Origin of the sequence: Dyella sp., assembly GCF_035486915.1 — a bacterium.
Taxonomy (GTDB): Bacteria; Pseudomonadota; Gammaproteobacteria; order Xanthomonadales; family Rhodanobacteraceae; genus Dyella_B.
The window spans coordinates 13233-36470 of sequence record NZ_DATHMR010000057.1 but is presented as its reverse complement, the minus strand read 5'-3'; the positions used below and the strand labels follow the sequence as shown (position 1 = coordinate 36470).

Below are 23238 nucleotides of genomic sequence, written 5' to 3'. Positions count from 1 at the left end.
CGATGTGACACGAGCTGGCCACGGATGGCCAGTCGTCACTCAACGGGCAGTTGCTTGCGCCGATGTGCTGGCTGACGGCGCACCGCTGGACGCATCGGCGCCGTAACCACCGCCCAAGGCGTCGATCAAGCGAATGGACAGATCAGCCTGCAGCGTCTGCAACGCAGCCAACTGCTGCTCGGTTTGCAGCAGTTGCTGACGGCTGATCAGCGGCGTCAATGGCCCCGTCACACCGCCCTTGTAGCCTTTGAAAGCATCGTCCCAGCTTTTCTGGGCGTCGATGTGCGCACGCTTTTCCAGTGCAATTTGCGTGTGTACCGAATTCAGTGCGGAAACAAGATCGGAGACCTGATTGATGGCGCCGATCAAAAGCGTGTTGTATCGCGCGACGGCTTCATCGTAACCCGCATTCGCGGATGCAAGATTGGCGCGCAGGCGACCGCCATCGAAAATCGGCAGGCTGAGCGCGGGGCCGAATTCGTACTCACGCGCTGGCAGCTGCAGGACGTTGACGTTGCCGACTGCAACAAATCCCGCCAGTGCGCTCAAGCTGATGTTCGGAAGAAATTGGGTTCTGGCTGCCTTGATGTCCAGCGATGCCGCTTCGACACGCCAGCGTGCGGCGACCAGATCGGTGCGGCGGCCCATCAGGTTTACCGACAGTGCGTCGGGCAAAACAAGCTTGCCTCCATCGAGCATCTGCGGCCGTCCGATATCCAGCCCGCGGTCAGGCCCCTGCCCCAGCAATACGGACAAACTGCTGCGTGCCGCATCGATGGCGCGATCGGCCTGCGCCTTTTCTTGCTCGGCGCTCGCTGCTTGCGAGTCGGCTAGCGCTTCCTGTTGCGGCGTGCCAAGGCCGCCCTCAACCAGTCGGTGCGTCAATGCGAGATATTGCGCCGTGCGCTGCTGCTCGTGTTCGGCGACATCCTGTACTGCGAAGGCGTAGCCAAGGCTCACGTAAGCGCGCGCAACATTCACCGAAAGTTCGATACGCGCCGCATAGGCATCGAGTTCTGCGGCGCGACTGCGGCCAAGTGCCGCTTCCCATGCATCGCGCTTGCCGCCCCACAGATCCAGATCCCATGAAAAACCCGCGGTAACGGTCTTGCTCCACGCGAACGAACCGATGGCGTATTCGGGGAAAAGCGGATCTTTGCCTGAAAGCCTCGCACCAATGACATTGGCATCCAACTCGCCTTGCGGCGCTCGTGCTGCGTCGAGACTTGCGGCCACTGCTTCAGCCAGCTTGGCACGTGCCTGAGCCTCGTCGAGGCTCGGATTGGTGTGCAGTGCCTCGTTGATCAGTTCCGATAGCTGCGGATCGCCGAGATCCTCCCACCAATCCTTTTTCGGCCACGCCGTGGGGCTTAGAGTGACGTTGGCCAAGCTGCGCTCAGTCTTCAAACTGTTCACATCGAGTCTTGCACCGGTGGGATGCAAGCCGCCCGGCGTCACGCAACCTGCCAGTGCGACGCACAACGTCGTTGCCATGGCTATGGGTCCGAAGCGATGCATGTCAGTCATTGCCGGATGCATCCGTGGTTGCCCGTGATGCGTCGCCATGCTCTTTGTGCCCGTCCGGATGCACGATCAGCGTGGCCGTCATGCCTGCCACCAGCACGGTGCCCGCAGGCATATGATCGGTGTCGATGCGTATTCGCACCGGAACGCGTTGTGCAAGACGCACCCAGTTGAAGGTGGGATTGACGTTGGCTAGCAGGTCCGCACCCAACGGATCGGCCGAATCGGTGATACCGCGCGCAATGCCTTCCACCGTGCCATTCAAATGCGTGCCGCCGCTCATCAGGCGGATATCGACCGGGTCGCCAACGCGAATATGCGGCATTTTGGTTTCTTCGAAATAGCCATCGATCCAGTAGGAGTGACTGTCGATCAGTGCGAGGCGAGGCGCGCCTGCCGTCGCATAGTCACCCACGCGCACAAGCAAATTGGTGACGTAGCCATCCACCGAGGCGCGCACGTTGGTCCGGTCGAAATTGAGCTGCGCGGTTGCAAGTTCGACTTCGGCCTGTTTTACGGCGGCCAGCGCCAGCTGCTGACCGGCCATGGCCTGCTCTTGCCCCGCTTGCGCCTTGTTCAAGCCGGCGCGTGACGCATCGGCTGTTGCTGCCGCATTGGCACGATCTTCCGTGGATACGACATCCGACAGCGCCTGACGGCGTCTGGACTGCGCAGCGTACATATCGAGGTTGGCGCGGCTTTGTTCCGTGCTGGCTTTCGCTGCATCGATATCGGCACCCGCCGCACGCAATTTCGCCTGGGCCGCCGCAAGATTGGCCTTGGCCTGATCGAGCGCATCCTGATAACGCGCCTGGTCGATGACAAAAAGCACGTCGCCCTTCTTTACTGTCTGGTTGTCGACGACGTTTACCTGAGTCACCAAACCGGGCACGTCCGGAGCGATGCGCACGATATAGGCCCGGATACGCCCGTCTCGTGTCCAGGGCGAAAAAAAGTAGTGCCGCCAAAGCGCCCAGCCGATTAGCACGGCCAGCAGCAACACAAAAGCAGTTAAAGCAACACGGATGTACTGGGCAGTTTTCATAGAGGTCACAGTCGGGACATTCGCCATTAATACAGCAGCAGCGCAATGCTGCCGAAGATGCACGCGATCAGGGCCAACCGGAACAGCGCCGGATGCCAGACATAGCGATACAGGCCAAATCGGCCGATCACCATGTCGATTAAAAACAACAACAACAGCGAAATCAGAAACCAGACCAGCAATCCGGGGATTAGCACGCCGTCGATAGCGATTTCACGTGGCATGACTGACTCCATCGCTTTGGTTTTTTCGTGGCATATAGTCGACAAGCACAGATTTGTCATCCAACAACGCCAGTCGAATCAGGTGTAAATGCACAAGCAACGGCTGCGTGCCTTCGAACTGGTTCAATTGCGAAATCGAACCGATGAGTGCATCGCGCGCCTGTATGTAAGCGGGCGTTGTCGGGTTTTCGTACAGTTTTGCCAGCGCACCGATGGCCGGCGCAATCGCACGGTGAACGCCCTCTGGCCATTGCCGCTCGGCAAGGTCATAGCGCAGCTGGATCAGCGCACGCCCGGTCTCGTGCACGGAAAGCGCCCACGCCAGTAATGAACGGGATGCGTCGCTCCCTCGCTCGGTCTGCGCCACGATCTGACTGAAGAGGTCGTGATTTGTGCTTTCAAAGCGATCGAGCAATCCAGGCAATGGAGCTTCAGCAGCCACGCACACTTGCCGACGCAGACGTTCGAATTGGCGGCGAAGAAACCATGGACTGCCAATGGTCGAGGGCACAAAGGTGAAGGCGATCGATGCCGATCCGACACCGACCAGCTGAGCAACTGTCTCGTTCAAGAAGCGAACCGGGTCGTACACCATCGGGTTTTTCAGGGCGATGAGATTGGTAAACCCGATCAGATACCCCGTACCGATGCCCGTCGTCGACGGCCGTGCCATCAGCAATGCACCGATCATCAGGAATGGCGCGCAACCAGCGACCAGCAATCCAAAGCCATCCATATTCGTGAGCACGTAGAACTCACATAGGAAGCTCGCGGACGCACCCAGCACATAGCCGATAAGAAAAGAGTTGACGGCCTTGATCGGGTTTGGGCTCGATGCGAACAATCCGGCAAAGACAGTGGCGATCACCATGGCTGACGCACCAGAGGGCCATGCCAAAACGATCCAGAATACAGAGAGCGCCGCCATCGTCATCGAAGCGCGAAGTACCGCGAGCCCTGCACCATAGATATCGTTGCCACGCGTGAAACGGATTCGCACCGCGGAGCCAGTAATGCCACCCGGAGTCTGCAGTAGCGCGGCCGTATCGGTAAATGCGTACAGTTCATCGGCGAAGCGATGCACCAGGTCTGCGCCGGTGTCGAAATCCTGGATGTCCTGATCGGTTTGAAGGCTTGCGCGCATGACGGCTATGTGATCAGCGATCGTGTGACGAGCCGCATCCAGTCTTGGCAGGATGCACTTTGCCGACGTATCGGCATCGATCGGTATATCGAGTGCCTCGCCCAGCGGCGCATAGAGTTCAATCAGCGCCTTGGCAGGTACGTTGCGCCCATTGCGCTGAAGCCGATTGATCAGATGATGCAAGGATTGCAGGCTGGTCGAAGCTGCCATGAAGCGCTGATTGAAAAGCAGGATGTGACCGCTACGTGCGCGTGCCTCGGGATCTTCGAAGATCACGGAGCTTCGCATATCCTCCAGCGTTACCGCATCGCGCACAAAGCGCAGATGCGCATTTTCAATATCGCCGCGCGCTGTCTGGCCGGTCACGGCTCGCTCTACGAACTGCATGAAGTGAGCAAATTGCTCTCGCGCCGTCCGTCGCATGATGGCGCGGATGTGGCTAGGGAACACCACGTCGTTGACGACACCGGATACCAGAATGCCGAGCAACACTTCGCTGACGCGCGCCACCGCCGCATCGAATACGGCGGGCGGATTGTTGACGACGGGAATGACAATGAGGGCCGCGGTATAGCCCGCCAACACAAAGCCATAAGCCTTGAAATTGCGATTGAGCGTTGCCCCACCCGCGCACAGGCCGACCCATAGCGACAACGCCCCAAGAAACAGTACGCGTTCCTGCGGGAAAAGACCCACGATGACCAGCGCAGCCAACGCGCCAACGAGCGTTCCGATTGCACGGTAGAAACTCTTCGCCAGCACCATGCCGGACTGCCGGTTGGCAACAAGGATGGTGGTGAGCATGGCCGTGGAAGGCTGGTCCAGCGCAAAACGCATCGCCAGCCAGCCGGTGAGGAAAAAAGCCAGCAAGGTCTTGGCGACAAAAAGCCAGATTTGGGTTTCGTCACGCAAAGTCGTGACGACGACATCGCGCGTCGTGGGTGTCACTGCATTGACATCGGTTACGGACATGACGATGACCGCCTCAATCTGCCAATCCGCTCAAGAACTTTTTCAGAAGCTTTTCAAGCTGAACCTGTTCGGAGACAGCCAGATGACGCCCCTGCCTTACCAGCAACCCACAAATATCCGGCAGAAAACTTTCGATCAGCGCCAATCCTTTTGGCGTCAAACTCAGTTCAACCTTGCGCCGGTCGTCTGCACTAGCATTGCGGCTGATCAATCCTTGATCGGTCAATTCATTAGTTAGCCGCGTGATGTTCGCCGATTTTTCGCCCGTTGCATCGGCCAGCTCCGAAGGCGACATCGTACCGCTGGCCGTGCCATACAGCATCATCAGCAGGTTGTACTCCGGGTGGTTCACGCCATACGGCTTCAACAACGCGTTCGCTTCGTCGTTTAGCAACATATGGATGTGCTTGATCAGCCGCACTAGCACGCCGGGTCGACGCGGAAAATCGGGGTAACGGCGGCAAGTGACGGCCAGGCGCTGCTCCGTGGACGCAAAATCGCTCATGGCCGCACCCCTTATTATTCAGTTATATATATTTTATAAATGTATTATATAAAAGTAAATAAGCCGATGCTGCCTCAAGGGCAGGCATCGGCTGAGTAGTCTGACGGATTTATTCAGGCGGCTGCGGACAACGCGCTACGCGCCTGCATCGCCAATTCAAATGAGCGCTTGCGCGCAGCATGATCGAATATGTTGGCCGTCACCATCAATTCGTCCGGTTGATGGCGTTCGATAAACGCGGCCAGCCCTTCCCTGACGGTCTGCGGATTACCCACGACGGCGCAGGCCAGCGCACGTTCGACGCCGAATTTCTCGGTAGACGTCCAGTAGGTCTCGATGTCGTCAATCGGCGGCGGAATCAAGCCAGGCCGGCCACGGCGCAGATTGATGAAGCTCTGCTGCTGCGTCGTGAACAGCCGCGTCGCTTCTTCATCGCTCTCGCTGGCCACCACGTTCACGCCGAGCATGGCGTAAGGCTTGCTCAGGCGTGACGACGGCTTGAAATCGCGCCGATACAGCCTTAGAGCCTCATCCATCTGATCAGGCGCGAAGTGCGAGGCGAAGGCAAATGGCAGGCCCAACGCTGCGGCAAGCTGCGCACTGAACAGACTGGAGCCGAGCAACCAGACAGGCACATCCAATCCGGCGCCCGGCACGGCGCGCACGGCTTGTCCCGGCACGGCGGGCTCGAAATACGCGAGCAGTTCCTGCACATCGTTCGGAAACGTTTCTGCGCCCTCGTAGTAACGGCGCAAGGCGCGTGCTGTGGGTTGATCCGTTCCCGGTGCGCGCCCCAGCCCCAGATCGATGCGACCCGGATACAGCGAGGCCAGCGTTCCGAACTGTTCGGCCACCTGCAATGGCGCATGGTTGGGCAGCATGATGCCGCCTGCCCCGACGCGGATGCGCGACGTTCCACCTGCGATGTGCCCGATCAATACCGCCGTGGCCGCGCTCGCGATGCCAGGCATGTTGTGGTGTTCGGCAAGCCAGTAGCGCGTGTAGCCAAGCTGCTCTGTCCAGCGCGCCAGGTCGAGTGAGTTGGCGAAAGCCTGCTGCGTGGTGCTGCCTTCGGTAACGGGAGCGAGATCGAGTACGGAAAAGGGAATCATGGCGAAGACTCGTTGACCAGCTCCCTATGTGGGGGCTCGTCGCGAGGTTTCTATCCCTCCTTGCGAATCGTTTAGAAGGCCTGCTGCTGCGGATATTCGCCGGTGAAGTCGTTATCCCAGAGGAAGTTGGTAAACGACACCGTTACCGACATCTCCAGACCTTCTACAAAGTGCCAGCATCCGACCGGCAGGAACAGCACCTCACCGGGATTCAGCACGCAGGAAAGCACTTGTACGTTGCGCATACGTGGGTAACGTGCCAGGTCGATCTGACGGCCGTCCACATGGGTAAAACAATGCTCATGGTTATAGACATGCCCGATCTCGCACGCAGGCATCAACAAGATGCGCTTGCGCCCCATGACCTGGGCCATGAAATTGTTGGTGAGATCGTGATGGAACGGGGTGATCGTTCCCTGCGGGCCGAACCACAGGAAGCCTTGTGTCGCGCCTTCGCCGGTCAGGTATTCGGGAATCTGCACGATGTCGTCCCATAATTCGGCGAGCGCGGTGCGGTTTTTTCCTTCGTTATAGGCCGTCATGTAGAAATCGTTGCTGCGGCCTGCGTTGCGCACCAGCTCCACATAATCGCCAAATGACATCGTTTTACGATGCGCTGTCTTGCGTAGCTCGTATTGCGCATCCGAATCGCGACCGAACTGAATCTCCACGTCGCGATCGCCGCAGCGATCCTTGAAGTAATCGAGACTCCACTTGGACATCGCAGGCCAATCTTCCATCATCCCGGTGATGATGACGGGACGACCGGCGGTGTAATACGCGTCGAGAAACTCATCACGCGAAAGCTTGTGGCGGCGAGGCACCTCGGCCTCGCGCAGGCGATTCATGCGACGCTGCGCGTCCAAGATCCAATCGTGTTTGGCCAGGCGGTTGCGCAGTCGTTGCGCGCCAACGATGTAAGGGCTGGCCATGGCCCGTTGCAGCTCAAGCACGGCTTCGTCGTGCGGAATGCCTGCACGCATCATCTGCTCGTAAATGTCCTGCGGCGGACCGTCGAGCAAAAGATTCTCGGCGATCCAGCGACGCCACTCGTTGTCGACGTGAACCACAGGTCTCAATTCGATGGTTGCCATGACATCCCCTCACCATGCCGCACGGCGGTTTTTCACCGAGCTTAGCGCAGTCTTCGATATCGGGAAGTGGATGCCGTCACCGGATTTTTGCCTCGGCCAAGCCGGCCCCACGACTGACCGCACAAGGTGAAATTACTTCATATAAATTACATAATTAATTGATATATATAGAAATATATTTCTAGAATTTACTTTAAGTATCAAGTTTGACGTGCGGTCCACTTCAGCCATGGAACAGTCGCCCATTACCCCGCCGCGGGCCCGCGTGAAAACACCTCTATCGGAATGCCAAGGTGAATGTGTCAACCGAAAGCAGTTTGCACCGCCATGTTCAACGTACTGCCTTTGCGTACTTTGAATACGAAACCAACCCCGACAACGGCCTTGTGCTGGACAAGAACGCACCCGATTGGCCCGCGAGCATCGCGGCAACCGGTCTGGCGCTGGCGTGCTATCCGATTGCGGTCGAGCGCTCCTTCATGGATCGGCGCACCGCAGCGAAGCGCACGCTGGCGACGCTGCGCTTCTTCAAGGCAAGTCGTCAAGGAGAAGACGAAGACGCGACCGGCTATCGCGGCTTCTATTACCACTTTCTCGACTTCCAAACCGGCAAGCGCGCGTGGCACTGCGAACTTTCGAGCGTCGATACGGCATTTCTGATCGCCGGCATGCTCGCCGCAGCGGCCTATTTTCAGGACGACACGTCAGAGGAACGCCAGATACGCGAACTGGCCGACGTGCTGTATCGCCGCGTCGAATGGGATTGGTTGCTGGACGATGCCGATCGCATCCGTCATGGCTGGAAGCCGGAGAGCGGCTTTATCCCTTTCGATTGGAAAGGGTACGACGAATCGTTGTTGCTGCACGTGCTGGCCTTGGGCTCGCCGACTCATCCGGCACCCCCTAGCGCCTATACCCATTGGGCTTCCACCTTCAGCTGGAAGAAGTGCTACGACATCGAATACCTCTACTCCGCGCCGCTGTTTACGCACCACCTCTCGCATGTATGGCTGGACCTGAAAGGCATCCAGGATGATTTCATGCGCAAGCACGACATCGATTATTTCGAGAACAGCCGCCGCGCCACACGCATACACCGCGCATACGCCATCGACAATCCGCTCGGCTTCAAGGGATACGGTTCGCACGGCTGGGGTATTACGGCAAGTGACGGCCCTGGGCCCGCGACACGGGTCATCGATGGCGTGCAGCGAGAGTTCTTCGATTATGTGGGACGCGGCGCTCCCTACGGCGTGGACGATGGCACGCTCGCACCGTGGTCTGTTGCTACATCCCTACCCTTTGCGCCCGATATCGTCGAGCCAGCCGTGCATTACTACGTGCACAAGCTCAACCTGCACGATGTCCATCGCTACGGATTTCGTTCCACGTTCAATCCGACGTTCGGCGAACCAGGTAGTCCATGCGGCTGGAAATCAAAGTGGCATTGCGGCCTGAACATCGGTCCTATCGTCACGATGATCGAGAACTTCCACACGGGCATGCTGTGGCAACTGATGCGCGGCGTGCCGTGCATTACCAATGGCCTTCGCAAGGCCGGCTTCAACGGTGGATGGTTGGATGAATCAGCTGCCTAGCGCGGCATCGACAATCTTCTGCGCCTCGTCCAACAACGCCTTGAGATGCGCGTCGTCCTTGAAGCTCTCCGCGTAGATCTTGTAGATCTCCTCCGTACCGGAGGGGCGCGCAGCGAACCAGCCGCTGGCAGCGATCACCTTGATCCCGCCAATTGCAGCGTTATTGCCAGGCGCGCGATCGAGCACCTGCTCGATCTTCTCGCCCGCCAGTTCCTTGCTATGCAGCTGATCGGGAGAAAGCTTCGACAGCTTCGCTTTCTGCTGTGCGTTCGCCGGCGCCTCGATGCGATCGGAATAAGGCTTGCCCAACGCCTGCGTCAACTCGACATAAAGCTGACCTGGGTCCTTGCCTTCGCGTGCTGTCATCTCGGCGGAAAGTAGCGCCGGAACGATGCCATCCTTGTCGGTGGTCCAGACACGCCCATCGCGGCGCAGCAATGACGCGCCGGCACTTTCTTCGCAACCAAAACCCAGCGAACCGTCGAACAGACCATCGGCAAACCACTTGAAGCCGACTGGTACTTCATAAAGCTTGCGACCAAGGCGCTTGGCCACGCGATCGATCAGCGACGTGCTGACCACGGTCTTGCCGACGCCTGCCTGCGCGCTCCAATGCGGACGTTGGCGGAACAGGTAATCGACCAGTACGGAAAGATAGTTGTTCGGCTGCATCAAGCCGCTGCTGCGTGACACCACGCCGTGGCGATCATGATCGGTATCGCATGCGAACGCGACATCGTAGTCGTTTTTCAGGCCGATCAAACGTTGCATGGCATAGGGCGATGAAGGATCCATCCGGATCTTTCCATCCCAGTCCACCGTCATGAAACTGAAAGTCGGATCGACGGTTTCACTGACCACGGTCAAGTCGATGCCATAGCGCTCCGCAATCGGCTTCCAGTAATGCACGCCCGCGCCGCCGAGCGGATCGACGGCCATATGCACGCCTGCATGGCGAATGATGTCGAAGTCGATGATGTTGGCAAGATCGTCGACATAGTGCGTGAGGTAGTCGTGCTCTTGCACGATGCTCGCGTGACGCGCTGTCGCAAAATCGATGCGTTTGACGCCTTCCAATTGCTTTTCCAGCAATGCATTGGCGCGCTGTTGAACCCAGCCCGTCACATCGGTTTCCGCGGGCCCGCCATTGGGCGGGTTGTACTTGAAACCACCGTTGTCGGGAGGATTGTGCGATGGCGTGATGACAATGCCATCCGCAAGACCTTCCGTGCGGCCACGGTTATAGACGAGGATAGCGTGAGATACAGCGGGCGTAGGCGTGTATTCGTCACCGGCCGAAACCATCACCGGAACGTCGTTGGCGACCAGCACCTCCAGCGCACTTTCGAACGCCGGGCGCGAAAGCGCATGCGTGTCGATGCCGATGAAAAGTGGGCCGGTAATGCCCTTCTGCTTCCGGTAATCGCAGATGGCCTGACTGATGGCCAGCACGTGCCATTCGTTGAAACTGCGGTCGAATGACGACCCGCGGTGACCTGAGGTGCCGAAGGCCACGCGCTGCGATGCTTCCGACGGGTCAGGACGCAGATCGACATAAGCATCGAGCAACTTGCGCACATCGACCAGCATGGATGAGGGGGCAACTTTCCCGGCGTTCTTGTCGACCTTCGCGTTCACGTACTGTCCTCAGGCATCCATGGGTCCGACCATTATGAGCGATGGCCTGCGAAACACTGTTAGGTGCGTGTGTGCAACGCCCGAAACAGTCGTCGTCCGTTCAGGCAGCCGGTGTCATGGGTGTACGCGCCAAGAGCGACGCGAGTTCCGGCAGATCGCCGATGCGGGAAATGGTGTGATCCGGCGCGGGCTGGATGGTCGCCATGTCGGCCTGCGCGGCATAGTGTCCCTGGCGCACGAACACCGTGGTGAGCCGATCGCCTAGCTGGCGTTTCATCGCAGCCAGAATATTGGGTTTGTCGTCCACCATTACATAGTGGCGCGCCGGGTAGCGAGCCTGCATGACATCAAGCGCTTGTTGCTTGTGTATGAAGATCAGCACCTCGCCACGTATCACCTGATAGATGCCGGCACGCTCAACCTTGTGCGGCTGAAACACGATATCGCCATCCGAAAGAATGACTGCTTTCCCCAGCGTGTTGAGATGCTCGATAGTCGACAACGCTTCCGGAAACACCAGCTTCTCGAAAGGATAGTGGAACAGCCAGGACGACATCGCCAGCAAGCCGGGACGGTCGTCATTGTCGCGACGAAAGCGCTGCAAGGCGCCGAGGTAATCCGCGTAACCCACCGTATCGCGCAGTTGTTCGTAGAGCGACCAATAACGGTCGCATTCGTCCTGCCCGAACAATTCTTTCATTTGCGCCCGAAGATCTTCAGCGAAACGATCGTTGTCGAGCAGCGTGTTATCGACGTCCAGCAGAAACACAGTAGAAGGAGTGCTCATACGTTTACTTACAGGTGAAAGTCGACACGATGTTCGCCGCCGTCATCGACCAACGGCAAGCGATCATTATTGATGAGTTCGCCATTGAGAAGAATGCGACGCGGACCCGACTCTTCCGATGACGCGTGCACCGCAATCTGATAATCCGTCTCGCGATGACGGTAACTAAGATTGTAGCCCTTCCAGTCCGACGGAAGAACCGGGTCGATGTAGAGCACTTCGCCTTCCACGCGCAAACCCAGCAGCGACTCCATGATGAGGCGATACATCCACCCTGCCGAACCGGTGTACCACGTCCATCCGCCGCGTCCCTGATGGGGCTTGCCAAAGTACACATCGGCAGCCATCACGTACGGCTCGACCTTGTAGACATCGATGTGATCGCCGCCGCTGCCGTGCGTGATGGGGCTGATCATATGCAACAGCTCCCACGCTCGGCGCGCATCGCCCATGGTGGCAAAAGCCATCGTCGCCCACACCGCCGCGTGCGTGTACTGACCGCCGTTTTCGCGAACGCCCGGTACGTAGCCTTTGATATAGCCGGGGTCCAGTGGCGTCTTATCGAACGGCGGGTCCAGCAGTTGGATGATGCCTGCTTCACGCTTGACCAGATGCTTGTCCAGCGACTCCATCGCTTGACGTTGCCGTTCCTTCGATACGGCATTGGATAGCACGGACCAGCTCTGTGCGATGGAGTCGATCGTGCACTCTTCGTTTTGCTTGGACCCCAATGGCGTTCCATCATCGAAATACGCGCGACGGAACCACTCACCGTCCCAACCGTGCTCTTCCAGGCTGGCAGAAAGTTTTGCCGCCTCGTCTTCGCATCGCTTTGCAAACGCTTCGTCTTGGTGACGACGCGCCGTTTTGACAAACGAGGTCAACACGTCGTGGAGGAAGAAACCCAGCCAGATACTTTCGCCTGTGCCCTTTTCACCCACACGATTCATGCCGTCATTCCAGTCGCCCGTGCCAATCAACGGCAAACCGTGCGGTCCACGCGCCATGCTCCTTTCGATGGCGCGTACACAGTGCTCGTATAGCGTGGCGCTCTGCTCTGAGCGCACAGGCAAGTCGTAATACGATTCTTCTTCGGGCTTGACAGGGCGCCCTTCGATGAAGCCGATGCGTTCATCCATCACGCCCGTGTCGGCGGTGATATGCACGTAACGGCTGGTGGCGAGCGGCAGCCACAGGTAGTCGTCGGAGCAATGTGTGCGTACACCACGATCCGACGGCGGATGCCACCAATGCTGTACGTCGCCTTCGAGGAATTGATGCGCAGCACTCAGCAACAGGTGCTGGCGTGCGTTGTACGGGCTGGCGTGCACCATCGCCATGGAGTCCTGCAACTGATCGCGGAAACCGAAGGCGCCCCCCGATTGGTAGTAACCGCTGCGACCCCAGAAGCGCGATGCAATGATCTGGTACATCAACCAGCCATTCGCCAAGGCATTGACGGACGGATCGGGCGTATTGACCTGCACTTTGCCGAGCGTCCAGCGCCAGTGCATACGCACTTCTTCCAGCGTGACGCTAGCCGACGACGAGCCGCGATAACGCTTGGCAAGGTCCGTAGCGCCTTTCGCATCGTGTGCAGCGCCGAGGCGGAAGATCACTTCCCGCGTGTCGTCCTTGGCCAGCTCGAACGGCACCTGTATCGCCGCGCATGGATCCAGTCCGGGACCTAGCCGGCCGGACAGCCCCGCACGCGCCATCGCTTCGGGTGTACGCAGACTGCCATTGCGGCCAAGAAATTCGGTGCGGTCGCCGGTGACGCTGCGCGTTACCGCGTCCGTATCAAAGAACGCCACCCTGCCCTGGAAGTCGGTGTTGTACGCATTGCGCGCCAACAATGCGCCCGTCACCGGATCGGATTCGGAAACGATATGCATCGCGTATTTGGTGCGCAAATCACCAAGCACCCATTCCACGTAACCCGTCGCGGACAACCGCCGCGCACGACCGGACCGGTTATGCACGCGCAGCACCGAGAACTTGATGGGCGCATGCAAGGCGACATACACCCACAGCTCGGAATGAATGCCGTCTTCCTCGTGTTCGTAAACCGAGTAGCCAAAGCCATGGCGCGTGATATACGTACCCTTTCCACGATGCGGTAACGGCGTCGGCGACCAGTAGTGTCCGTTTTCCTCATCGCGCAGATAGATGGCTTCGCCGCAGGTATCGCGAATGGGATCGTTATCCCACGGCGTCAGTCGGAATTCGTGTGAATTTTCAGCCCATGTGTAGGAGCTTCCCGCCTCGGAAATAACGCAACCGAAATCGGGGTTGGCCAGTACGTTGACCCAAGGCGCGGGCGTGGGATGGCCGGGGTGCAAGGCAATGACGTATTCGGTTTTGTCGGCTGTGAAGCCGCCATATCGGTTGGTCAGCTCCAACGTGTCGAACAGCGCTTGTGTGTCGTCTTGCGCCGCTGTCTGCTCGCTGCGTGGCGTGCGCGAAATCGTAAGACGCGGCAGCTGCGATTCCACGCGACGACGCTCGATCTGCTCGGCCAGCGTGCCTCGGTTGTCGTAAAGAACGATGCGCGCCACCGATTGCACCAACACGCGGTCTTCGACGGACAACTGTTGCGATGGACGCACAAAGATGCCGCCCGGACGGTCAACGAGATTGGCTTCCGTGCCCGATGCGATAAGGCCGAGAATAAGATCCTGCAACTGCTGACGATAGCCGGCCAGATCCTCGTTCCAGATCACCAGATCGACCGCAAGCCCCTTGAGGCGCCAATACGCATGCGCCTGCACCAGTTGCCGCACAATGTCGATATTGGCAGTATCGCCAATGCGCAGCAGGACGATCGGCAAATCGCCGGAAATCGCCTGCCCCCACAAGCCGGATTGACCGCGCCGGTTGGCGATCAGCACGCTCGATTCGGCGCGAAGCAACGTGTTTGCATAAAGAATGGAAGCCGCCATGCGCTCATAGAGACGCGCGTCCGCATGCGTGGCATTCAACTGCTGCAACAGCACTTGGCTGTGCGTCCAGGCAAGATCGAACACACGATCCGACAGATGACGATCCCGGTACTTCTCGGCAAGATGCTGACACGCATCGCGACTGTCGGCCATGCCCGTGACAATATCGACCGTCGCAGAATGTTCTGGCGGCAAAGTAATGCGCGCGCGAATGGCGATGATGGGATCGAGCACGGGGCCGACGGTGTTGGACAGCGCGTCATGCGACGGCAAGCGACCCAACGCTATCGGCTTGGCGATACTTCGGCCGCGACCGATGAACTTCGCTCGGTCCGTTTCATACGAGATGAGGTCCACATGTGCATCGTGCACCGTCATGACGTGACACATCCATGGCACGCGCTCGTCATTGGAACGCGGCCGGCGCGTTCCGATAAGCGCCTGCGCCGACTCTATCCATTCGGTTTCTACGAATAGATTGCTGAATGCGGGATGCGCCGCATCCGCCGACGCTGGCGCGATGACCAGCTCGGCATACGTCGTGATTTCGATGGTGCGCGGCTTGCGCCCACGATTGGTCAGCCGAACGCGACGCAGTTCGATGTCGTCTTCGGGGGAAACTACAATTTCCGTATGCGCGTCGTAATTCTCCATCCGCACGCGGAATTCCGCGCGCGCATCGGAGAAAATGGCCTCGAAATGATCGGGCTTAGCCAAGGTCGGCTGATACGTCGTCGACCAGAATTCGCCGGTCTCCACGTCGCGCAAATAACAGAACTGTCCCCAATTATCGCTGGTGATGTCTTCATGCCAGCGATTGATCGCAAGGTCGCGGCAACGACTGTAACCGGCGCCGGAACTGCTCACCATCACGTGATAGCGGCCATTCGACAGCAGCTGCACGGCCGGGCGCGGCATGTTGGGGTCCTGAAAGACGCGCAGTGTCGTATCGGCCGATGGGTTGACGGGATTCATCATTTGCAGGCCGGTTGCACGAAGATATTCGGACGCTGCTTTGGGGACGCGTTCTTGCAACAGCAGCGCGTTCGCACGGAATTGAGGGTCCGTATCGAAACGCTTCTGCATCGGCTGATCCAGCAGCATGTAAGCCAGCGATAGCAGGCTCATGCCCTGGTGATGCGCCATGAACGAGCAGACAACCACCGACGTCTGCCCATGTGGCACGCGCGCTGGCGTGTAATCGATGGCTTCGTAGAAACCAAACCTCCCCAATCTTCCTTCGGAGAGCAATCGCTCGAGGTTGGCGCAGGCGTAAGAAGGCGCCACCATCAGTGCCATCACCGAGGCATAGGGGGCAATGACAATGTCTTCGCCAAGCCCACGCTTCAAGCCGAGGCCAGGTACGCCGAATGCGCGATATTGATAGTTGAGGTGCACATCGACGGTGTTGTAACCCGATTCGGAGACGCCCCAAGGCACGCCCGTCTGCGTTCCATATTCGATCTGTCGGTCGACGGCAGCACGGCAAGTGCGATCAAGTAGCGTGCCCTCATAGCTGGGCATGACGAGCGTCGGCATCAGATACTCGAACATCGAGCCCGACCATGACAGCAGTACGGGCTCACCGCCCGTCGTCGTCAGCAAACGGCCCAGTGCAAACCATCCCTCCTGCGGCAACTGGCCTTGCGCGATGGCCACATAGCATGCCAAGCGCGCTTCTGATGCAAGCAGATCGTAGCAACCGGCATCGAGACGGCGCTCGTCCACGTTGTAACCGATCGACAGCAGTTTCTTGCGATGTTCATACAGAAAACTGAAGTCCATCACGGCCAGATCGGACACAACCGACGCCAGATGCATGATGAGTTCGCGACGAGCCAACGGGCCTGCCGATTCATCGCTTGTGCCTGAACTGGCCGTCGCTATCAGCACCTGACGCAAGGTGGGAATGTCCGGCAGTTCCGGATAATCGGTCGTCCAGGCAAGCGCAAGTTCCATCTCCTGTCTTATGTCCAGGATCTGTTCGCGCAACCGTTCGTACCAGAAGTGGGTTTCGGACGCTTCGTCGCCTTGAAGCTGCGGCCGCAATTCCTCCACTTTCGTTTGAAACTCCAGCACATAAGCGGCCATGCGTTCAAGCGAATGCGGCGGATTTTCCAGCGTTTCCAGCACATGGGTGCGAAGACTCGTGAGTGCGCTGTTGGAACGTCCGCCCGGGGCCACCTCGCGCAGGATCGTCAGCGTATCGCGCAGTCCTTCCAACAGGCTCACATCGAACATCGGCGCATCGAGCAACGCCAGCAGACCGGGGCGTAGCGTTAATAAGTGCGCGGCCAGGTTTCCGCTGTCCACCGATGAAACGTAGTGCGGCGCGAGCGGACGTGCCGTGGTCGTGTCATACCAATTGTAGAAATGACCGCGATAACGCTCCATACCTTGCAGCGTCTGCAATGTCTTGCTGACGCGGTCGAGCAACCGCCCTGTGGTGATGAAGCCAAAATCGTGAGCAGCCAGACAGGACAACAGCCCCAGGCCGATATTGGTGGGTGAGGTCCGGTGTGCCACGACGGTCGTGGGGACTTCCTGCATGTTGTCAGGCGGAAGCCAATTGTCGTCCGCACCGACGTAGGTTTCGAAGAAGGCCCAGATTCGCCGCGATAAGCCGCGCAAAAACTGCAGCTGCTTTCCCGATGGCGTGAACACCACTTCTCTGCGCTGTTCGCTGGACCAGCGTACGAGCGCCGGTGCCACCAGCCAAAGCAGCACGATCAACGCTGCCGGCGCCCACGCGTGCGTGTGATTGTGCCGCAGATGCCATATCCATACCCCTGCCACAACGGCCAGCACGGGGTTGATCCACATCACGCGATAGATGCGTGACATGGAGGAATCGGCATCTCTTTCGACATCGCGCGATGTTCGCCACTGAAGCAAATTGCGGCGACTGACCAGCATGCGCCACAAGGTTCGAAGGATGGCATCGAGGCTGTAATAAGCCTCATGCGGCAACGCCATCAGTCCGAATGCCGCTCGCATGAAATGCTGCCCGGTGGAAATCATCGCCACCTGCAGATGCGAACGCATGGAGATGTCGTAAGGCTTCTGCACGAGCGCCAACAGCGATGAAAGCAGCGGCAACGTGAAGAGCAGCGCGAGAATCGCTATCGTCCAGGTTATCGGCTGCGCAAAGCACAGCCAGGCAACCAAAAATAGTGCGACGAAGGATGGCGCGACGAGGCTACGGCGCAAGTTATCGAGAATCTTCCAGCGCGACAGGTGACTTAGCGTATTCGCTTTCCAATGCCCTTCCGGCGTTGGAACGCGCGGCCACATCCACGGCAGCAGTTGCCAGTCGCCGCGAATCCAGCGATGGCGTCGCTGATAATCGCTGATATAGCCAGAAGGGTATTCTTCATACAGCAGAAGATCGCTCAGCAATCCTGATCGCGCATAACAGCCTTCGATCAAATCGTGACTGAGGATCGTGTTGTCGGGGAAGCGGTCTTCCAATGCCTTGACGATGGCATCCACTTCGTAAATGCCTTTGCCAATGAACGAGCCTTCATTGAATAGGTCCTGGTAGACATCGGACACCATTCGCGTGTACGGGTCGATGCCAACCTCGCTTCCGAACAGCATGGCGTAACCGGAACGCGCCGAACTGGGAAGGCTGATGCCGAGCCGTGGCTGAAGAATGCCGTAGCCGCGCACCATGTGCTCTTTCTTTTTGCTATAGATCGGCCGATTGAGCGGGTGCATCATCGTACCGATGAATTCTTGCGCGGCATCGCGCGGCAACTGGGTATCCGCATCGAGCGTGATGACGTATTTCACCTTGCGCAACACGTCGGCCGCCCCGATGGCCACCTCAAAAGGCGATGTATCGCCCGTACTGAGAAGATTGTTGAGATCGGTCAACTTTCCGCGTTTGCGCTCATGTCCCATCCAGACCTTGTCGGCTGCGTTAAAGCGACGTGGGCGATGCAGAAAATAGAAGCGATCGCCGGTACCCGGCGCATATTTCGCATTGAGCGATTCGATGTGATGTTTGGCGAGTTCTAGCAGTTCTTCGTCGCCATCCGCATGCTCCGAGGCGGCGTCCTTGTAGTCACTGAGCAACGCGAAGTGAATATGTTCGTCGCGATTGGCGAGGAAGTGCACCTCCAGTGTTTCCACCATGTCTTCCACGTCTTGCGTGTTTCCAAGCAAGGTGGGCACGACAACCAGCGTGCGCCCCGTCTCCGGGACACCGTGCGAATAATCCATGCGCGGCAACATCGCGGATGTTGTCGTGACGGTGACAACCCAGTTCACCAGACCTAACGCAAACTGACTGGTCGCCAGCAACGTGGGCGCAACAAGCAGTATCAGTCCCCAAAGAGGAAAATCATTCTGCGCCGCCACACGAATAATCGGCGCGGTAAATGCCAGCGTCAGCACGACGATCATGCCTACATAAAGCAGCAACGGGACACTGAATAAAGCGCGCCGCATCGACATCAACGTGTGAAAGCGATAGCCCGCTTCCCGCTCCAGAATGGGAAGCCCTTTATCGATAAGGTAATACCCGACGTGTGCTCCAATACCGGGCACCGCGCTGCTCGATGCACAGTTGTGCGCGAGCTCAAGGGCAACCTTGGCGACCTCGACCTCGTTGCGATCGCTGGACCTTGCAAGACGCTCCACCACGTGGCGGTACTGATCGCGCGTTGCAAAATCCATATCCGCGTAGACGCCAGCTGGGTCCTCCCGTAAGGTTTGCTCGACGATACTCAGCCGCTCGACGAAGGTGTGCCAATCGATCGCACCCAGGTGGCGAAGGCTGGTGATGCTATTGCCTATCGATACCTGGTTGGCAGCCTGCTCCTGCGCTTCAAGCTGCAGCTCGTGCTCGATACTGGACCCGGTTTCGGCGAGTCGTTGCTCCACCCACGTCAGCGGCAGCGCAAGCACGGCGCTCTGTCCTTGCAGGCGGCGGGCAAGCTCCGCCACGAAGGCGCTGGTCATGGGTGGTTTCGAGCGCGCCATATCGGCCACGCCGATCACCACACTCTTCGGATCTCGCTCAGCGATTTCGGTAACGATATCGGCCCACTTGCTGGCCTGATCGCGATAATTCCAGTCAGCCAGCACGCGTGCCGCGGCACGCCGCAGGTTTTCGATCAAGGCGAGGCGAAGCATGATCGGAATCGCCCATAGCTCGCCGATGGTTAGCGGCTGCACCGTCTGATACGCGTCCATGAAGCGGCCGAGGCTTTCATCGTCAACGCGCCCGTCGCCGTGCGAGATGATTTCCAATGCAAGGACATAGACACGCGGCACACCATCCGGATCGTCTTGTGCAAGACGAGGCAATTCCCGGTTGTAGCTCTTAGGCAGATGTCGCTGCGTAATGCGAATCTGCTCTTCGATCAGATAATAGTTATCCAGCAACCATTCGCCCGCAGGCGAAATTCGGCGATTGCTCTTGGCGGCAGAGGTAAGCGCCTCGCACGCTTGCAGCAGTATGCCTGCGTTCTCATCGAGTCGCTTGAGCAAACGGTCCGACGACGAGCGTGGACTGAGTTTGTGCTGCTTGGCGAGCGTAATGCCGTGCTGCTCCATCTGTTCGGCACTGAACAGCTCCGCACGCAAGGTCGGCTCAATCGCTTCTTCGCCCGCCACGGACTCGGCGTGTCGAGCCGCCGGATGGGTGTGGAATGCGGTTTGCAGCAAAGATGGCTTGTCGATCCTGAACATTGCTCCCGTCCGGTTTTCGATACCACCTTCCGACAGGAACGGTGTAATGCCCTGTCGTTCATCACACGCCTTGGGGCGGCGTGCGACACGGTGCGCTGAAAGTGAAAAAAATAGACTTCAGCGCGTGAAATCTAAGTACGCAGCATGTTGTGACGACCGAAGAATCGGGCTGCGCCGCCGCCTTCAGATAGGCCAGCGTACAGCATTCGGCGATACGCCTGTGCAAGGACTTGCGTCCAAGCCGCCCAAAGCCTGAAGATCGGCCTAGGGATTGACACCGACTGTCACCGACAAAGGGGATAGACATGCGATTGCTTCGAGTAATGGGCTGTCTGGCATCTCTTGTTCTGGTTGCTGCATTCCTCCAGACGCCCGCAATTTCCGACGTTTCAGCCAAGACGGCGCATGTAGCGCAGCCGTCAAGCGACACCTTGGCGACCATCCAGAAGCGCGGATCAATACGTGTTGGGGTTGCGGTGAATGCACCCTGGGTGTTGCACGACAAGAACGATCAGTGGATCGGCCTGGATATCGACCTGATGCAACAATTTGCACAGGACATGCGCTGGAAGATCGAGTTCGTGCCAACCACGTGGTCAACCGCCATCGACGACCTTCGCGCCGGCAAATTCGACGTGATTGCCGCCGGCCTCAGCGTCACGCCACAACGCGCGCTGCTGCTGAAGTACACGCAGCCGTATGCGAGCTTTGCGCTGGGTCTGGTCGTCAATCGTAAGTCGCTGGGCAAGGATGACTTGCTTACCCTTGAAACGGGTGCAGGCAAACACCGCGTGGCCGTGCTGTCGGGTACCGTCACGGCATCCACCGCCAAGGAATACCTCGGCAACAGCGAATTGGTGGAAATCAACGACGAGAGCAAGGCCATTCAAGACCTGCGCAACGGCACACTGGATGGCCTGATTGCCGAGCAACCGCTGCCAGATGCCCTCGCCCACTCCTATCAGGATCAACTGCGCACGCTCGACGTGAGCGCATACGGTAAGACCGCACATGCGTTCGGCCTGCGTCGCACCGATCAGGATCTCGTCGACGTGCTCAACGCGTGGTTGGTCTACGAAGATGCCACCGGCTGGATTCAGTCGCGCGAGCAATTCTGGATTCATAGCGCTGCCTGGATCGAACTGATGTAAGCGCGCTAGAGCGCCGTGCCGCTTTCGATGAAAGTGGCACGGCGATGCGCTCAATCGAGCGCAATCAGTAGAAACCTTTCTGCACCTGAAACCAGAATCGCGCCGACCTGCTGGAATTGTCTCCTACCAGAACCGGCCGGTTGCCTACCGGCGCCGCAACGTCGGTGCTTATCACCCACTCGTCCGGTGCAGCCCAATGCAGGCCGATGCCCACGCTGTTGAGCCGCGCGCTGTTTTGACCTGGGAAAAAGGGTTCCTTGTAGGCCTGCACGTGACCGCTATCGACGAATATCGACGCTTGCCACGGACCGGGCATCGGTGCGAAGGCGAAGTCGTGACGATATTCGATCGTTGCCAGATTGCCTTCCGCACCGGATACGGCGCCTACGTCGTAACCGCGCACGGTATTGGGACCACCGAGATAGAACTGCTCGGACGTATCGAGATTCTTGTTGGCGATCTGTCCGGAAAACCCGAAATAGAACGCGTTGGTGACATCTAATTGCTGCAGGCGTGACACGGAGTAATCGAACTTGGTGTAGCTGCCAGCGGTGCGTGCACCAATGTAATCGATGAATTCCGAATAGAGATTATTGAAATACAGACGCCCGTACGTGCCGCTGATATTGAAATTGGTCACACCCGTCGAATCGCGCTGATCGCCTGCGACAGTTGCCGTCCATGAATTGGAGTGACGGTTTGTTTCGATATCGGCCACATCGATATCGTCGCGCAAACGCTTGTGATCGAATTCGATCTGCGCATACAGGTTGCCGCGCGTATTGCGAATAAAGGGCTGCGACAGATTGACGCTTGATACCTGCGCTTTGCCGTGCGCATGCAGATCGGAAAGGCCATTTCCCAGCTTGTAATCCAGGTCGGTGGCAGCCAAACCCAATACCGTACCCTGCCCATCCAAAAGATACCGGTAACCGACGCGGCCGTAACTCATGCCTGCACCGGAGCTGACACCGCTGAAATCCAGCACGTCACCTTGATGGAACAGACCGTTTACCGCGAACGAAGCGCTTAGGCGTACGCGATCGGTGTAGCGGTTGCCATAATCGTCAAGGCCCACAGTGCCCGTGTAACGCGGCGCAGAGGTCACGTCGACGACGAGATCGGAAGTGCCCACTTCAGTACCTGGCCGCATGACGGAATTCACGATGGCGCCGGGTACGTCAGTCAGTAGCAGCAAGCTCCTTTCCAAAGAATAATCGCTAATCGCCTGCCCCGATTGCAGCGGCGCAAGCGTGGCGTTGAGTACGTGATTGGCCACCTCGCTCTGGTTCTGCAGCACGACATTCCCGTAGTGAGCTTCGACGACCGCGATGCGCACAACACCGTTCTGAAGCGTTTGAGCGGGCACATAGGCCAGATCCAGTGGATAACCGTCGTCGTGGTAGGCCTGGGTAATGCGATCGGCCAGGGCGTCCAGATCGTCCAGAGATAGGTTTTTACCTTCCGACGATGCAACCAGCGCATGCAGCTGTGCAGTGGGCAGCAGGGTGTTGCCCGTAATCTCGATTTGCCGTACGAGGAAGGTTCCGTTGCTAACGGCCTTGTTGCGAGGCGGCCGCTGTACGTTCAAATTGAGATTCGATGACGGGATGGGAACATTCTGTGGCTGGTTCTGCTGCAGTATCTGGCCACTGGTGGGCGGCGTGACACCCCGAGTTTGGGCGCTCGCGCACGCGGCGCCCAGCACAAGGGAAAGCGCAATACAAAGCGGGCCGAGCTTCGGTATAGCGTGTGGCATCCGGGTCATACGGGGCTCCAGGACAATGTGTTGTCATCGGGCG

13 protein-coding genes are annotated in these 23238 nt (G+C 58.5%); 2 read left to right on the top strand and 11 right to left on the bottom strand.

What is annotated here, in order from left to right:
- Window positions 1–39 precede the first annotated feature (39 nt).
- The 7 genes from VK725_RS04985 to VK725_RS04955 form a co-directional block, all read right to left on the bottom strand.
- On the bottom strand, window positions 40–1527 hold the full coding sequence (locus VK725_RS04985; protein WP_325316954.1) for an efflux transporter outer membrane subunit: 1488 nt from the start codon (window positions 1525–1527) through the stop codon (window positions 40–42).
- Complete coding sequence (locus VK725_RS04980) at window positions 1520–2569, bottom strand: HlyD family secretion protein (protein ID WP_325316953.1); 1050 nt, start codon at window positions 2567–2569, stop codon at window positions 1520–1522. The genes VK725_RS04985 and VK725_RS04980 overlap by 8 nt, the downstream gene beginning before the upstream one ends.
- A gap of 26 nt (window positions 2570–2595) precedes the next feature.
- Window positions 2596–2793 (bottom strand): DUF1656 domain-containing protein, encoded by a 198-nt coding sequence (locus VK725_RS04975; protein ID WP_325316952.1) that lies wholly within the window; start codon window positions 2791–2793, stop codon window positions 2596–2598.
- The gene (locus VK725_RS04970) at window positions 2783–4909 is read right to left on the bottom strand and encodes an FUSC family protein (protein WP_325316951.1); all 2127 of its coding nucleotides are present in this window, start codon (window positions 4907–4909) and stop codon (window positions 2783–2785) included. The genes VK725_RS04975 and VK725_RS04970 overlap by 11 nt, the downstream gene beginning before the upstream one ends.
- Before the next feature lie 13 nt (window positions 4910–4922).
- Complete coding sequence (locus tag VK725_RS04965) at window positions 4923–5414, bottom strand: MarR family transcriptional regulator (protein ID WP_325316950.1); 492 nt, start codon at window positions 5412–5414, stop codon at window positions 4923–4925.
- A gap of 113 nt (window positions 5415–5527) precedes the next feature.
- Window positions 5528–6526, bottom strand: coding sequence for an LLM class flavin-dependent oxidoreductase (locus VK725_RS04960; RefSeq protein ID WP_325316949.1), 999 nt, complete (start codon window positions 6524–6526; stop codon window positions 5528–5530).
- A gap of 71 nt (window positions 6527–6597) precedes the next feature.
- Window positions 6598–7620 carry a cupin-like domain-containing protein gene (locus VK725_RS04955; protein ID WP_325316948.1) on the bottom strand — a complete coding sequence of 341 codons (1023 nt, stop codon included), beginning with the start codon at window positions 7618–7620 and terminating at the stop codon, window positions 6598–6600.
- A gap of 293 nt (window positions 7621–7913) precedes the next feature.
- Between VK725_RS04955 and VK725_RS04950 the strand changes: the two genes are divergently transcribed.
- Window positions 7914–9218, top strand: coding sequence for a glucoamylase family protein (locus tag VK725_RS04950; protein ID WP_325316947.1), 1305 nt, complete (start codon window positions 7914–7916; stop codon window positions 9216–9218).
- On the opposite strand, the gene pgm is transcribed toward VK725_RS04950, so the two are convergent.
- The 3 genes from pgm to VK725_RS04935 all read right to left on the bottom strand — a co-directional run bounded on the left by pgm (window position 9207) and on the right by VK725_RS04935 (window position 20285).
- Window positions 9207–10856, bottom strand: coding sequence for a phosphoglucomutase (alpha-D-glucose-1,6-bisphosphate-dependent) (pgm, locus tag VK725_RS04945; RefSeq protein ID WP_325316946.1), 1650 nt, complete (start codon window positions 10854–10856; stop codon window positions 9207–9209). The genes VK725_RS04950 and pgm overlap by 12 nt on opposite strands.
- Before the next feature lie 100 nt (window positions 10857–10956).
- The gene (locus tag VK725_RS04940; RefSeq protein ID WP_325316945.1) at window positions 10957–11643 is read right to left on the bottom strand and encodes an HAD family hydrolase; all 687 of its coding nucleotides are present in this window, start codon (window positions 11641–11643) and stop codon (window positions 10957–10959) included.
- A gap of 8 nt (window positions 11644–11651) precedes the next feature.
- Window positions 11652–20285, bottom strand: coding sequence for a GH36-type glycosyl hydrolase domain-containing protein (locus tag VK725_RS04935; RefSeq protein ID WP_325316944.1), 8634 nt, complete (start codon window positions 20283–20285; stop codon window positions 11652–11654).
- Between the two features lie 305 nt (window positions 20286–20590).
- On the opposite strand from VK725_RS04935, the gene VK725_RS04930 reads away from it, so the two are divergent.
- Window positions 20591–21436 carry a transporter substrate-binding domain-containing protein gene (locus tag VK725_RS04930; RefSeq protein WP_325316943.1) on the top strand — a complete coding sequence of 282 codons (846 nt, stop codon included), beginning with the start codon at window positions 20591–20593 and terminating at the stop codon, window positions 21434–21436.
- Between the two features lie 64 nt (window positions 21437–21500).
- Here the strand turns inward: VK725_RS04930 and VK725_RS04925 are convergent, their stop codons facing one another.
- Window positions 21501–23204 carry a ShlB/FhaC/HecB family hemolysin secretion/activation protein gene (locus VK725_RS04925; RefSeq protein WP_325316942.1) on the bottom strand — a complete coding sequence of 568 codons (1704 nt, stop codon included), beginning with the start codon at window positions 23202–23204 and terminating at the stop codon, window positions 21501–21503.
- Window positions 23205–23238 lie beyond the last annotated feature (34 nt).